14 protein-coding genes and 1 pseudogene are annotated in these 14314 nt (G+C 59.5%); 7 read left to right on the top strand and 8 right to left on the bottom strand.

The annotated features are described in order from the left end of the window. The first annotated feature begins 1222 nt into the window (after window positions 1–1222). Complete coding sequence (locus tag BSF40_RS32830) at window positions 1223–1369, top strand: hypothetical protein (RefSeq protein WP_172435770.1); 147 nt, start codon at window positions 1223–1225, stop codon at window positions 1367–1369. Between the two features lie 188 nt (window positions 1370–1557). Then, window positions 1558–1683: a hypothetical protein gene (locus BSF40_RS33255; protein WP_256589615.1), complete on the top strand. Its 126-nt coding sequence runs from the start codon at window positions 1558–1560 to the stop codon at window positions 1681–1683. 150 nt (window positions 1684–1833) lie between these two features. On the opposite strand, the gene BSF40_RS28375 is transcribed toward BSF40_RS33255, so the two are convergent. Together BSF40_RS28375 and BSF40_RS28370 are read right to left on the bottom strand one after the other, a co-directional pair. Then, the gene (locus BSF40_RS28375; RefSeq protein WP_095967822.1) at window positions 1834–2793 is read right to left on the bottom strand and encodes an HlyD family secretion protein; all 960 of its coding nucleotides are present in this window, start codon (window positions 2791–2793) and stop codon (window positions 1834–1836) included. 3 nt (window positions 2794–2796) lie between these two features. Further along, on the bottom strand, window positions 2797–3168 hold the full coding sequence (locus BSF40_RS28370) for a DUF3302 domain-containing protein (protein ID WP_095967821.1): 372 nt from the start codon (window positions 3166–3168) through the stop codon (window positions 2797–2799). A gap of 151 nt (window positions 3169–3319) precedes the next feature. Here BSF40_RS28370 and BSF40_RS28365 point away from each other — a divergent pair, with 151 nt between their 5' ends. Both BSF40_RS28365 and BSF40_RS28360 read left to right on the top strand, forming a co-directional pair. Then, window positions 3320–3982 (top strand): hypothetical protein, encoded by a 663-nt coding sequence (locus BSF40_RS28365; RefSeq protein ID WP_095967820.1) that lies wholly within the window; start codon window positions 3320–3322, stop codon window positions 3980–3982. Window positions 3983–4059: 77 nt separating this feature from the next. Then, complete coding sequence (locus tag BSF40_RS28360) at window positions 4060–5142, top strand: sterol desaturase family protein (RefSeq protein ID WP_095967819.1); 1083 nt, start codon at window positions 4060–4062, stop codon at window positions 5140–5142. A 279-nt stretch (window positions 5143–5421) separates the two neighbouring features. On the opposite strand, the pseudogene BSF40_RS28355 reads toward BSF40_RS28360, so the two are convergent. Continuing rightward, window positions 5422–5642, bottom strand: a pseudogene (locus BSF40_RS28355) (DUF2790 domain-containing protein). 1353 nt (window positions 5643–6995) lie between these two features. Between BSF40_RS28355 and BSF40_RS28345 the strand changes: the two are divergent. The 3 genes from BSF40_RS28345 to BSF40_RS28335 all read left to right on the top strand — a co-directional run bounded on the left by BSF40_RS28345 (window position 6996) and on the right by BSF40_RS28335 (window position 9138). Further along, entirely contained in the window at window positions 6996–7184 is a 189-nt protein-coding gene (locus BSF40_RS28345) for a hypothetical protein (RefSeq protein ID WP_095967817.1), read from the top strand. Window positions 7185–7249: 65 nt separating this feature from the next. Next, window positions 7250–8470: a helix-turn-helix domain-containing protein gene (locus BSF40_RS28340; protein WP_095967816.1), complete on the top strand. Its 1221-nt coding sequence runs from the start codon at window positions 7250–7252 to the stop codon at window positions 8468–8470. 35 nt (window positions 8471–8505) lie between these two features. Continuing rightward, window positions 8506–9138, top strand: coding sequence for a PQQ-binding-like beta-propeller repeat protein (locus BSF40_RS28335; RefSeq protein WP_095967815.1), 633 nt, complete (start codon window positions 8506–8508; stop codon window positions 9136–9138). Between the two features lie 122 nt (window positions 9139–9260). Here BSF40_RS28335 and BSF40_RS28330 read toward each other — a convergent pair whose 3' ends face one another. From BSF40_RS28330 to BSF40_RS28305, 5 genes are all read right to left on the bottom strand, one after another. After that, window positions 9261–9662, bottom strand: a complete 402-nt coding sequence (locus BSF40_RS28330; protein WP_095967814.1) for a GFA family protein — start codon at window positions 9660–9662, stop codon at window positions 9261–9263. 651 nt (window positions 9663–10313) lie between these two features. Further along, window positions 10314–11174, bottom strand: a complete 861-nt coding sequence (locus BSF40_RS28320) for a CAP domain-containing protein (RefSeq protein WP_095967812.1) — start codon at window positions 11172–11174, stop codon at window positions 10314–10316. A gap of 275 nt (window positions 11175–11449) precedes the next feature. After that, complete coding sequence (locus BSF40_RS28315) at window positions 11450–11824, bottom strand: RidA family protein (RefSeq protein WP_095967811.1); 375 nt, start codon at window positions 11822–11824, stop codon at window positions 11450–11452. Window positions 11825–11854: 30 nt separating this feature from the next. Beyond that, a complete protein-coding gene (locus tag BSF40_RS28310) occupies window positions 11855–12577 on the bottom strand; it encodes a DUF3726 domain-containing protein (RefSeq protein ID WP_095967810.1) in 723 nt (240 codons plus the stop codon). Between the two features lies 1 nt (window position 12578). Next, entirely contained in the window at window positions 12579–14294 is a 1716-nt protein-coding gene (locus BSF40_RS28305; RefSeq protein ID WP_095967809.1) for a hypothetical protein, read from the bottom strand. Between the last annotated feature and the right edge of the window lie 20 nt (window positions 14295–14314).

Below are 14314 nucleotides of genomic sequence, written 5' to 3'. Positions count from 1 at the left end.
CTCCTACAGATGGCATTGGCCGCCGGCGAAAACACAAACCCTGTAGGAGCGAGCTCGCTCGCGATGGTCGTCAACGATAACGCGGGTTGGCAGGTACCCCGCGGCGCTCTCGGGTTTATCGCGAGCAAGCTCGCTCCTACAGATGGCATTGGCCGCCGGCGAAAACACAAACCCTGTAGGAGCGAGCTTGCTCGCGATGGTCGTCAACGATAACGCGGGTTGGCAGGTGCCCCGCGGCGCTCTCGGGTTTATCGCGAGCAAGCTCGCTCCTACAGATGGCATTGGCCGCCGGCGAAAACACAAACCCTGTAGGAGCGAGCTCGCTCGCGATGGTCGTCAACGATAACGCGGGTTGCCGGGTACCCCGCGGTGCTCTCGGGTTTATCGCGAGCAAGCTCGCTCCTACAGATGGCATTGGCCGCCGGCGAAAACACAAACCCTGTAGGAGCGAGCTCGCTCGCGATGGTCGTCAACGATAATGCGGGTTGCCGGGTACCCCGCGGTGCTCTCGGGTTTATCGCGAGCAGGCTCGCTCCTACAGATGGCATTGGCCGCCGGCGAAAACACAAACCCTGTAGGAGCGAGCTCGCTCGCGATGGTCGTCAACGATAACGCGGGTTGGCAGGTACCCCGCGGCGCTCTCGGGTTTATCGCGAGCAAGCTCGCTCCTACAGATGGCATTGGCCGCCGGTGAAAACACAAACCCTGTAGGAGCGAGCTCGCTCGCGATGGTCGTCAACGATAACGCGGGTTGCCGGGTACCCCGCGGTGCTCTCGGGTTTATCGCGAGCAAGCTCGCTCCTACAGAAATAGGGCCGCGGATATCCCCACACATGGGTTATTACACCCACCTGACCGGGCCTTTTTCACCAAATTTGCGTCTCGCCTGGCACACCGTCAAACAGCTTGTTCATTAATTCGGACTTTTTCTTGGCCCCGTAGTGATGGCTCATTCGTTGCTTAACCCCTTGGTACCCGCAACAGTTTTCGTCCCATGACGCGAGGGGTGAAAAAATGAAGCCAGCGACGCCAGCATGCAACGCCATCGCCTTACTGCTCAGGTCAAGCCCGCCCTGCACGATGCTCCTTCCCGGAACACGTCACGGGCTAACAACGCGCTTGCACCCAACGTGCAGTCATCTTTCAGATCGCCACCGACGGCCAGCCCGGCCAATTGTTCGCGAGAGCTATTACATGTGCGGCGGGAAAGGGAGAATTGGTGATGGCTTCCACGACTAAATCCATTGCTCTGATCACGAAACGATCGACACACCTTTATAAGCAGCTCGCTCAGTTGAGTCTGATGTTTGTTGCGTTGCTGATGATGCTGGCGTTGTCCGGCGTACTGGCGATGGCGTTGACCCTTTGAGCGCGTTGACCTGCCGGCGCCGATGATGGGTCAGGTCGAATGCAAAGGGTGGGCAAGCCTGTGAATTACCCGGCCTATGGAACTGCACACCATTCGGGCGATCGAATCCTTTACGGGTGAGACGCGCATCGTAATGGTTACGCATTCGCATTGAACGCCCCGTATGGCTGTAAAGCCGGGAGGGCTGCATGGGCAACAGCGCGATGTTCAAGTTCTTTGCGGGCTACCTGTTCGTGTGCGCACTGCTGGCATGGGCGGTGACCCAGGCCTCTCCCTGGATTGCCTCGCAGCTGCTGCTCCACTGGATTCTCTAGCGCCGTACCCCCTCAATGCCACGCCCGATACTTCAAGCACCGCGATCCGCAGCCTGCTCGATCAGTCGTTGCAACTGTGCGACCAGGCCGGTTCGCTGAGCCGGCAACTGACCCAATTCAAGGATTGAGCCCGTTGCCGACGCTGGCGGGTTAGTGGAACGGAAAGATGTAGTTCATCCAGGCAGCCATGCGCAGGAGGATCTTGCGCATCATCGCGATGTGATGGAAATGCTGGCTGTACAACGCCGCCTGGCCGTAGGCACCGCCGGGCATCAGGTCGGCGTACTGGGCATAGTCGGGATCGGTGATTTCAATGATCACCGGTACCCGGCCGGCCGGTGGCGAACCGGTGAAACCGATCAGCGTGCCCGACGGTTGGATCTGGCCTTCGGCGATGACCGACACCACGGTTTTGACCTTGCCTTCGAACACCCTCCCGGGAATGCCGTCAAATGCGACTTCGGCCTCATCACCCTCGGTCAGGCGCAACAGGCTGTTCTGTCGCATCCACGCCGAGAGGTAATGCCCCTCGGCGGGAATGAACACCATCGAAGGGCGCAGCGGCAATTTGGTCGCCATCATGCCCGGACGCAGCGAAACATGGGTGACGAAGCCTTTGCTGGGCGCACGCACCGTGGTGTTGTCGAGTTCGTACTGCGCGTTGTCCAGTTGTGCCTTCAGGTCGTCGGTCCGGGCAACCACCATATCCAGTTCCCGTTGAGTGCTGAAATTACGCTTGATCAACTCGGTGATCCGCACACGATCGGCCTGGGCGGCAATCAGCTGTGCCTTGAGGGATTTGACCCGGTACTCGAAAGGCGCCGGGTCGATACGAAACAGCACATCGCCTTTTTCCAGAGGCTGGTTGGTCTTGACCGGCACGTCGATCACCTGGCCACTGACCACGGGAATCACCGGAACCGATACGAAATAGGAACGCGCCACCTCGGAGTAGGGGTGGTTGTAGTTCATGGTGAAAATCAGCGCGCCGATAATCACGATCCCGCCCAGCACCGCCGTGGGCACCGTCCATTTGTTCAGGGGGATGCGGAAGATCTTGAAGATGGCAACGCAGAGTGCCGCATACGTCAGTATGAGTAAGAGATCCATGGCTCAAATGCCCTCGCCGAGATTGTCCGTTGGCCGCCTGCTCTGTGGCGTGCCCGTCGCCGCCTCAAGGCGCTCGATCCGGCCTTGCAGTTCGGCGACCTGTTGTTCGAGGTGAACCACATGGCTCTTGGGTGAGTGTCCGTCACTGAAACCCCAGCCCCGGTCCTCTCGATAGGCCATCGCCCAGATCCACAGGAACGGCCAGAGCGCGTGCAGGGTGAACAGGCTGACCCAGCCGGTGGCGTGGATTGCATCCTGGTGAGGGTGGTTGCGGTGGACGGCAATTTCATAGGGGATGTCGTGGAGCAGGATGATCCCGTAGAACAAGACGAGCCCGACAAAAATCAGCAGGCCCAACGCGAAGTAATCAAGCATGAACCACTCCTCTTGAAGCAGATAACGTGTGCGCATGAGTGTAGCCGTTCAATCTACACTTGACGGGGATGCGGATATCCAGCCCGGGCAACCGGTGCCTGGCCGAAGCGTCGACCGGTACCGTGCAGGCAGCCCAGGGGGAGGTGAATTCATGCCAGGCAATGATCAATTCGAGAGGGCGCCTGTACTTGACCCTGTCGAGCGCATTACCGAGGTGATCTTCGGCCTGCTGATGGCCATGACGTTCACCGGCACCATCAGCGTGGCCACGGCAGACCAGGCCGCCGAACGCACGATGATGCTGGCCGCGCTCGGTTGCAATCTCGCCTGGGGACTGGCCGATGCGGTCATGTACCTGTTGCGCGCACTGGTCGAGCGCACGCGCAGGATCAAGCTGTACCTGGCCCTGCGCAATGGCGCGGACGCCGCGGCCGGTCAGGCGTTGATTGCGCAGGTGTTGCCATTGCAATTCGCGACGGCTGCCGGCAGCGAGGGTCTGGAACTGTTGCGCCGACGGCTGCTCGAACAGCCGCCCTTGCCGATCAGGGCCGGCCTCGGCTGGAACGACTTCAGGGGCGCGTTCGGTGTTTTCCTGCTGGTGGTGGGCTCGACCTTTCCGCTGGTGGTGCCGTTCATACTGCTCGACCAGACGGCGCTCGCCATCCGTTTGTCCAACCTGATCGGGCTCGTGGTGCTGTTCATCGCAGGCTGGATGCTCGCCAGATACGCTGGCGCCACGCAGTGGCAGGGAGGGGTGATCATGGCCGCTACGGGAGGTGTATTGATCCTTGCGATCATTGCGCTGGGCGGCTGATAACGGGACATAATTCAGCACACTAAAGACTCATTCTCATTTACAATTGCCCTTCCATTTACGTCGGGCAGTCCGGTATGGATGTTCTTGCCGCAATCCATCTTTATTTATCCCAGTGGGTCATCGAGCCGGTCACCCGGCAGTTCCTGGGCATTTTCGACTTCAACGGCAGACTCGGTCTATCCTTTCTCTGCATGTCTTACAGCGTCGCTTATTGCCTGTTCCGGTACCGCAAATCCCGGGGTTTGACCGACGCGCGCTCCTTCGTTCAGTTCATCGGTGGCAGCCGGGTTTACCTGCACCGCTCGGCGCTGCTCGACTACCGCTATTACTTCGTACTGGCCATCCTCAAGGTTGCCCTGGTGCTGCCCATCGTCGGTCTGGTCGATCCGTACGTGCTGCGCTCGGCGGACTACATCGCCTTCTTCACCGGGCTGTGGGGCGCGCGCACGCAAGTGGAGGAGCACCTGGCGCTGACCCTGCTCTATGGGCTGGGCGTTTTTCTGGTCAAGGATTTCAGCCATTACTGGGGCCATCGCGCGTTTCATTCGCGGTATCTGTGGGCCTTCCACAAAGTCCATCATTCGGCGCCCGTGCTGGTGCCGGCGACGGCCAGTCGCGTGCACTTCCTGGAAGAAGTGGTCGAAAAGCTCACGGACATCATCTGTATCGGCGCCTTTGCCGGTTTCTTCTGGTACGCCTGCGGGGGAGAGATCAGCCGCTACACATTGTTTGGCGTGACCTACATGGTGTTCATCTTCAATTGCCTCGCGGCCAACCTGCGTCACAGCCACGTCTGGTTGTCCTTCGGGCCGGTGCTTGAGCGGGTGCTGAGCAGCCCGGCTCAACACCAGATCCATCACAGTGATGCGCCACGACACTTCAACAAGAACTTCGGCATCAACCTGTCGCTGTGGGACTGGATGTTCGGCACGCTGTACGTCACCCGGTCCACACCCGAGGTCATCGCCTTCGGCACCGGGGAGCAGGATCACGAACGTTACCTGACGATGAAGGGTTTGATCGTCACGCCTTTTGTGGACATCGGCCGCAAACTCCTCTGTGCAAAACGCCCTGAAGCACAGCCTGAAAACGCATCTGATCCGTATTTTTCAGTGCAATCTGCCTCTGTAACGGATACAGCCACCAGCCCACAATAAATCTCCGGTACGGCAGCACTGGGCGCTCGCTGTACCGCCAATTCATAGTGTGGGAGGCCGCATGGCCAAGATGACGATTTTTCTCGGCGGTTTTCTGTTGTTGACCATCCTGATCGGTATGCTGGCGACGATTCCTCCGGCGTGATTACACCCGTTGCTGCTCGACGACGGCCACGCGCGGAACTTCTCAAGCACTCATTCCGGGCGCTCGCCCTTGATGAAAAATTCTCGATGCCGCGAGCTTTTGCTGTCCATGACTTGATATTCAATAGTGCGGCGTTAGCCCCGGGAATCTTCATAGGTCATGCGCGCCGGGACCGGTCCCATTCGTTGGCGATGTCCGATACTTCGATGACGCGTTTGATATCAAGCCTGGTGCCGTACGTGGAGGTTTCAACCGGAAGTTGGCAGGTGGTGGCAGTCGCGTGACTGTCGTCTGCCAAGGCCTGGGTGCCGGCGCTGGCCAGCGCAAGCAAGAGTGCGATGTTCAACAGTTTCATGATCTTCACCTCGTGGTTAAAGCGTTAGGCGTTTGGCGGGGGCGCAAAAATCGGTCGGCGGGATAGACACTGTTGCCGGATTGCACGGGAATCCGCATTGCATTGCTCGTTATTGGTTGTGAACCCTCCACGGTTTGGACCGGTTCAACAAGAGATGAACAATAATTTTCGCTCTCGGGAATTTACTGTTTTTACTTTTGCACGGCGCCGCACCTGTAGCGACCTCATACTATTATATTTGAAAGTTTTAGTGGCTTGTTGTGTGGTCCTGTAAGGGTGGCCGTTTCATCGTTAGCTTTGTAGGTAATTAACTCGGATTTGCAGAAGTAAAAAATGCGAACATTCTTTTCTTGAGGTAGTAGATGCCATCTTCTCTTTCTGAATAATCGATGGCGAGCATTGCGCTCTTCAGTTTGTCTGGGTTTATATCAGTATGGGTTGTTAGCTCAGAAAGCGATTCGTCATGATAGAATAGCTTGGTGGTCATGACTAAATAGCCTGTTGTTGCGCATGTAGCGCTGTCCAGGCTTGCTTCTATTAGACTTGTTTTTTTTCATGACAATAAGAACTAAACCTATCGCTATGTAAGCGAGTACGGTTTTTTCAAATAATGAAAAGATTTTAAAAGGGTCTACTGATAGTTGGTCTCTTAGCTTAAGTCTTTTCAAGGTATCCCTGCTCATGCTCTTCCTCTCACTATCGTATCTTGTTATGGTTTTATTCTGTCGGGCGTGTTCGTGGCGAGCCAGCTATGGCTCCCAATCCTGTTGTATATGAGGAATGAGTCGTCAAGGTTGATAGCCTAGAAAAATCGTCAATTTTGGAGCGGAGTAAATTATAATGGAGATTATAATTGGATTGATGAATGCATGAAGATGTTCGCTTCGAATGTTGCCGCCGAATTTCGATTTTATAAGTAATGCGAAACCCTTTACTGGGAGGCACAAGAATAAAGTCATTGCTAGCGAAATGATTATTAACACGATATCACCTCTGTCCAGTAAGCCAATCTACTTGCAAGTGACGGCTTTGTGTGTCGCCTATACAGGTCAGGCGCTGTACGAAAGAATTTTAAAGTGCATAGATTGTTTGTTAAGTCAGCTTCGTCCTATGCGTGAGGTAAACTTTCTTTTTCTCAAGAGAGATATTTCCTACAGAATTCTTTCTCGATTTAACTTTCCAGGTTGAGCGAACTCCATATTCCCGATTATTTAATCTTTTTTTGACCGTAGCCTGGAAAACTGGAGTTGGTGGTTTTTCAGATTCTCACATGCAAAAAAAACCGCTCACGTGTATCCCAGAAAACCATGCCGGCAGTAGTTTTGGTAGAAACCGGAGACATCCTTTACAGGTATGAAATACGGTCAAGAGGAGCCTGACCATGCCCTGTTCACTCACAACCTGAGTGGCCATGCCTTTAACGCGGTCTACCAGCAAGTCTGCGGCGACAGCGCGTTCCCGTTCATCAACCAGGGTGATGGCGCCACTGTGTACCCGATCACCGACCGTAGGTGCGTGTTCATCGCTGTACGCTCCTGGTGAAAGGTCGTGAATTAGACTAAACCCGGGTATCGAATGGTGGGAGTGACAAGCGTGGCGGGATTTCGATGGACTCGATGATCACGGCCGCCGCCCAGGCGCTGGCGGCGGGCAATCCGCTGGGGGCACTGGACCGCGTGGCCTTGCGCGACGATGCACCGGCGCTGGCCCTGCGCGGTATCGCCATGGCGCAACTGGGCGATCTGGTGCGCGCCCGGGCGCTGGTCAAGCGTGCGCAACGGGCCTTTTCGCCCAGGGAGGTGCTGGCCCGTGCCCGATGCGTGGTGGCCGAGGCCGAAATCGCCCTGGCGTCGCGGGATCTCGGCTGGCCGGTCAAGGCGCTCGAAACGGCGCGGGTCACCCTTGAACAGCACGGTGACCGGGTCAATGCCGCTCATGCGCGGTATCTGCACATCCGCCGTTTGCTGTTGATCGGACAGCTCGATGAGGCGCAGCAGTTGCTGGCCAGTCTCGACCCCGGCCCTTTGCCGCCGGCCTTGCGCACCACCCATGAACTGGTGCTGGCGGGGATCGCCATTCGCCGCCTGCAATCGCACGCGGCACGGGAGGCGTTGACGCGAGCCGGGCAGGCTGCCGGTCAGTCGGGGATTGCTGCGCTGATCGCTGAAGTCGAACAGGTTGCGCGCTTGCTCGACGCACCCGCGGCACGCCTGATTGCCCGGGGTGAGGAGCGAGCGCTGCTGCTCGATGAAGTCGAAGCCTTGCTCGGTTCAACGGCGTTGGTGGTGGACGCCTGCCGGTACGTTGTGCGGGGTTGCGGCATGTCGGTGTCGCTCGCGACGCGGCCGATCCTGTTCGTGCTCGCCCGCACCCTGGCCGAAACCTGGCCCGCCGATGTTGCGCGGGAAACGTTGATCGCCCGGGCGTTCCGTCTGAAGCTCTCGGATGAGTCCCATCGTGCCCGGCTTCGCGTGGAAATCGGCCGGCTGCGTAAAGCGCTCAAGCCGTTGGCCGGCGTCATCGCGACGCCCCGGGGTTTTGCCCTGCAAACGTCCGTGTGCACGGAGGTGGTGACACTGGCGCATCCGGTCGAGGAAAAATTTGCCGCGGTATTTGCCTGCCTCGCCGATGGCGAGTCGTGGTCGAGTTCCGCCCTGGCCCTGGCGCTGGGTATCAGCCAGCGCACGGTGCAGCGTGCGCTCGATACGCTGGCGGAGCAGGGCAAGGTGCAGTGGTTTGGTCGAGGCCGCGCGCGGCGCTGGATGACGCCGCCCGTGCCGGGATTCGCGACGACCTTGTTACTCCCGGCGCCGCTGCCCGGTGGCTAGGATGAACGCCACCAACCCCCGTTGAGGATTGCCAGATGAAACACGCAACTGCTGAAGTCATTCGTGAATATGGCCCGTTTGCCGAGGTCGATCATGTGTGCGGCGTCACTTGGGACGGCGAAAAGGTCTGGTTCGCCAGCAACAGCAAAATCAACGCCCTGGACCCGGAAAGCGGCAAGGTGCTGGGCTCGATCGATGTCGCTGCCCATGCCGGCACCGCGTTCGATGGCGAGCATCTGTTCCAGATCGCCGACGATCGCATCCACAAGATCGACCCTCGCACCGGCCGCATCCTCTCGACGATTCCGGCCCCCGGCGCCGGTGCTGATTCGGGGCTGACCTGGGCCGAAGGGACGTTGTGGGTGGGCCAGTACCGCGAACGCAAGATCCACCAGATCGACCCCCAGACCGGCAAGATCCTGCGCACCCTCGAATCCAACCGTTTCGTTACCGGTGTGACCTGGGTGCAAGGTTCGCTGTGGCATGGCACCTGGGAGGGCGACGAGAGTGAGTTGCGGCGCATCGACTCGCAAACCGGTGAAGTACTCGAGAGCCTCAGGCTGCCCGAAGGCGTCGGCGTATCGGGACTGGAGTCCGATGGCGGCGAGCGGTTGTTCTGCGGTGGCGGCGAAAGCGGCAAGGTGAGGGTGGTGCGTCGGCCTTCGTGATGCACGGATCTGTGTACACCCATTTACCCCTGTGGGAGCGGGCTTGCTCGCGAAGGCGGTGTATCAGGTAGCATCAATGTCGTCTGACACGCCGCTTTCGCGAGCAAGCCCGCTCCCACCACTCAGTCCGTTTGTGGATGCTGATCGCTGATCTCGTACCAATCCGCTTTCGAGCCGACGCAAACATGTTTTTGCTTGCGCGTCCGTAGCGGCGTATCCAGCGAGCCGAGGGCAATCGAAACCCACTCGGAAAACGCGCCTGTCGAGTCAGTCCAGAACAGCGAAGATCCGCAACGGGAACAGAACTGCCGCGTGACACCTTTTGACGATTGATACGCCATCAGCGAATCAGTGCCGCTCATGATCGACAGCGACGAGGCGGGCGCGCTCGCGTAGGTCGCAAACGCCGCCCCATGGCTCTTTCGGCATTGGCTGCAATGGCAATGGGTGAGAGCTTTCAGCTCGCTCGACACGCCATATTTGACCGCGCCGCAAAGGCAGCTGCCCTGGTGAAACTCATCCATGTAAAGTCATTCCTGTATCAATAGTTTTTTTCCGTCCTGCCATGTTTTCTGCTGGTCGAAATCGGTCTAAAAGCCCGGTTGGCAATCGTCCCTGTTTTGCTATCCTCAACCTTGTAGGTGAAGACGCAGACTGATGCGCAAAAGGATAGCAAGGAGACGTGGGGCGCGTTCCGAAGGGTACACGGTTAGAAAGATCCCCGCGCTGGGATCCAGCCCTTATGCCGTGTGAAGCAGAAGAGTTCCATTACGGTTTCACGACTCTTTTGTGGGAGGCCTGATAAACCTTGTAAGCCGGAGACCAGCACCGGCCACCTACTTGTACTCACCCATGAAGCCCGCCCAGTGCGGGCTTTTTAATGCCTTGGTTTTTTCACGATGTAGGAGCCAGCTTGCTGGCGATGGTCGTCAACGATAACGCGGGTGATCTGGATAAACGCGGCGCACTGGAGTCCATCGCCAGCAAGCTGGCTCCTACAGTTTCAGCGTGGGCATGGCCCCTTGTGGGAGCTGGCTTGCCAGCGATGGTCGTTAACGATTACGCGGGTGAACCGGATAAACGCGGCGCACTGGAGTCCATCGCCAGCAAGCTGGCTCCTACAGTTTCCCGTCGAGAACCTTTTCTATGCCCGCAAAGTGAGTCTGGCCGGCGGATCAAGGCGCGCCAAACAGCATCGTCCAGTAAACACCGTTGTCGCTGCGGGCGTTGGCGGCGTACGCGGCACCGACCTGGGTGAACATCGGGTTCATCAGGTTGGCGCAGTGTCCGGGACTGGCGAGCCAACCGGCCATGGCCTTGCTCGGCGAACCTTGCCCGGCGGCGATGTTTTCACCGATCTGGCGGCCACGGTAGCCGGCAGCCCTGGCGCGGTCGGCGGGCATGTCACCGTCGCGGTCCTGGTGGGCGAAATAGTTGCCGTAGGCCATGTCCTTGCTGTGATTTTGTGCTGCGGAACCCAAGGCCGCACTCCAGGACAGCGGCCGCGCGGCGGCGAATCGCTGGCGACCACACAGGCGCGGCTTGGCCCGGGCAGCGTTGACCTGCGCCAGCAACGCCTGGGCGGCGCTGCGGGGATCGGCGGTTTGCCGGTCGAGCACCGGCCGCGCCAGCACCACTTGCCACTCGCTCCCGGCGCGGCTGACGCCGATATCGGCGTATTGGTTGTCCAGCAGTGCGGCGCAGTGCTCGTCCTGGAACATTTCGAAGGCTTCTTCGGCATCCCGTGCACCCACCACGCGCATAGAACGCACCATGGTCGCCTGATAGCCGGAAGCCTTTAACCGGTCCCGCAACCCACCGCCATAGCCAACGGGCAAGGCCAGGTTCGATTTGAGCGTCAGGGGTGACAAGCGTTGCGTGGGGCGCCGATCGCAACGTTGCGGATGGGCGCGATAGTCGTTGATGGCGTCGACCAGTTGCCGTTGCCCATCGGCGTGGGCGGGGCTGGCAAAAACGGGGAGCAGGGAAAACAGGCACAGCGAAGAAAAGCGCAAGGCAACGACGGTTTGGCGCATGAACGGACAACTCGGATGAGATGACGACGAAAGGAGTGGGGGAAAACGCAGGGTATGACTGGTGTCTCGACACAAGGTTCACGGCGCGAGCGAACCTGTTTGTGGCCGGAACCGAATGTCCGACGAAGGGTATTGAAAACCGGCCGGCAACGCGGACCTCTGTAGGAGCGAGCTAGCTCGCGATAGACCCAAACGCAACGCGTTGAATCAGGAAGCCCGCGTTATCGTTAGCTCCCATCGCGAGCAAGCTCGCTCCTACAGAAGATCGGGCCGGATCAATCCACGCAGGCGTACACCACCAGTTCCACCAGCATTTCTTCCCGGGCCAGGCCCGCTACGACCATGGCGGCGCGGTTTGGGTAGGGCGCCTGGAAGTACTCGGCGTAAACCGCATTCACGGTTGCCAGGTAGCTGCGGTCGGTCACGTAGATCAGCACCTGGGTGACCGCGTCCAGTGAGCTGCCGGCGGCTTGCAGGGTGTGGCGCAGGTTGTCCAGGGTCTGCCGGGTCTGCGCTTCGATGCCGCCGTTCACCACCTGGCCCTGGCGGTCGATGGGTATTTGCGCGGTGTACAGCGTGCCGTTGCCGACAACCGCCCATTCCAGTGGCGCGCGCGAGGCAAAGAGGTCGGTCTTGATCGCCTGTTTCATTGATGCTTCCTGATGCGGATTTGAGGGGGGTTACCGGGCGTCGCTGCCTTCGCCGGCTCCACGGCGACGGGATTCTTCGGTGCTTTCCACCAGCACCCGTTCACCCAGTTTCTTCAACTGGGCCCAGACTTCATCATCGACCTGCAGCCCGCCCGCCGGTGTTGGCTGACGGTGTTCAAACGTCGGGGCCGCGTCTTCGGCACTCAGGCGTGGCAGCAGCGCGAAGTGCCGGGAAATCAGCACGTTGATGCTTTGCTCATCACCCTGCGCCGGTTGCGGCAGGTCATACACGTGCAAGGACGGGCCGGTGCTCCCGGCACTGAAAGTGGCCACCAGTTCCTGCCGGGCATCGCGCCAGTACACACAAAAATTCAGGCCTTCTCCGGCACAGCGCGCCAGGTAGCCCAGCAGCAGAACGCGGTTGTGGCAATGGCGGACGCGGATCAACGCACTGCCGCCGCGCAAGGCCTTGGCCACCCCCAGTTCGATGGCCTGGGCGGCGCAGCGCAATACGCTCTGGCCATGGGCATCGAGGGTCAGTTGCGTGGCGTCTTCGTAGCAGGTTTCGATGGGGCGATCGACTTCATCGTGAAGAAAGTCCAGCGCCTTTTTCAGCGCACCGACACCGTCGAGGCCTTGCTGTTGCAGCCTGGCAATCATCTCGGCGGCGTCGTCGCAATCACCGGGTGCAAAACCGATGCCTTCGAAGGCCTTGCGGCAAATCACCTGGATTTCATTGAGCGATACACGCATTTCAGAGTGCTCCGGCAGCGTTGGTCAGTTCAGGCATGACGGCAAAATTCCAGTCGTCGGGGAACGGTTGGCCAATCTCGCTGACCAGCGGTGCCCCCTGAAACAAGGTGATGCGCACCCAGCGGCTGGACTTGGGGTCGAACTTGCCGGCGCCGAAGAACGCCAGCTTGCAGCGCAGCAAGTGGATTGGCAGCATGCTGCGGTCCATCAGGTTGGCGCGGATCTCCCCGAAGGCGCAGCGGGCCATGCCTTGCAGGCGGCAGACGGTGCCTTTGAACTGCGGCAGCGCCAGCAGAAAGTGCGCGGTCAATTGCCGTGGGTGTTGCTCGCGGTAGGCAAGCAGGGCCCGATGACAACGTTGAATGTTGTGCGCGATCCCCAACTGCATTTCTTTCTCGGCGCCAGGCTCCATGGCCCGTTCACCCAGGCGTGGTTCTTCCTTTTCCGCCGAGCGATACCAGAAAAAGTGGTTGGCCTCGGCGCCGCTCAAGTCGTAATCGAGCGCCCAGCGGTACTGGGTCTCGATGAGATCGCACAGCGCATCCAAGGGCATCTCGGCGTTCAGGCGGAACCCCTCGTTGACCGACATCTGCTCGGCCAGCGGATCAACCTGTTCGGGGTACAACTCCAGCAGCAGGCTGACCAGCAGTTCCTGGCAAGCGACGCCGACGCTCACTTCGGCCCAGGCTTGCAGGCACGACCACAAACCCGCGTTGACCGACTGCCCTGCGAACCACTCGGCCAGTTGTTCGAGATCGGCCAGCGTCTGCTGGTCGATGGCGCTTTGCCGTTGGTCCTCGGTGCTGGTTTGCTGCAAGTGCCGGCGGGCCCGTAGCAGCAACGCCTGAAAGCGCTGGGCATGAGGCAGGTCAGCCGCTTGCGCCACAACCTGTGCCAGTGCGGTTTCCCTGGCCCACACCCATTGGTTGACCAGTTGCGGGTGATTGATCAGGAACGGGGCCATGCCCAGCCCCGTGGAATTGCCGACCCCAAGGTAACGCTGCAGGGCAGGGTCCAGACCCACCGCCCGCTGCGGGTTGCGCGCCCGGGCCATGTGTTCGATCTGCTCGATGCTGAAATGCCGCAACAGGTACACGGTAAACATCTGGGCGCTGAAGGGTTGCGTGAAGTCCACAGTGCCTTGCAGGCAACTGAAGTCGGCGATGCCGAACTTGCCGTTGCCGTACACCGCGGTGGTGCGATACAGGTAGCCGACCTCGGCCAGTTGCCGTGGGTCTGGCTGACAGCCTTCGGCCAGCGCCTCGAGGAAACGCTCGAAGTTGCGCAGGCTACGGTTGGCCCGCGACAGCACCAGCACTCGCGAATCAAAACGCCCGGCTTCCTGCAACGGCACATTGCGTCGCAGGTCAGTCAATTGCTGCTCATCGACATCGCCAGCGAGCAGGACAAAACTGACATCCCACTGATCGGCGATGACCCGGTCGCTGCGTTTTTCCGGCGGCAGGTACATGGAGAAAATCACGCAGTGATAGTGGGCACTGGCGGTGTCGATGCGGTAGATCGCCGTACCGAAGCCCTCGGCATCCAGGTCGAAGCAGGTGCGCTGGATGCGCCACTGCTCGTTCATCATCCGCCGCATGCTGCTGCGCACGAAACTCAAGCGGCTTTGAAAGTGGCTGCCCAGCCGATCCAGGTCCATGACCCGGGCGGCGGGTCGCAAGGCCGAAGCGGTGTCTGTGTCGGTGTGCGACATCATTGCGATTCCTGAACTGTTCA

It is taken from the genome of Pseudomonas sp. ACN5, from assembly GCF_002303975.1.
In the GTDB taxonomy this organism is placed as follows: domain Bacteria; phylum Pseudomonadota; class Gammaproteobacteria; order Pseudomonadales; family Pseudomonadaceae; genus Aquipseudomonas; species Aquipseudomonas laurylsulfatiphila.
The sequence above is the reverse complement of the archived record's forward strand: the minus strand, read 5'-3'. Positions and strand labels throughout refer to the sequence as shown.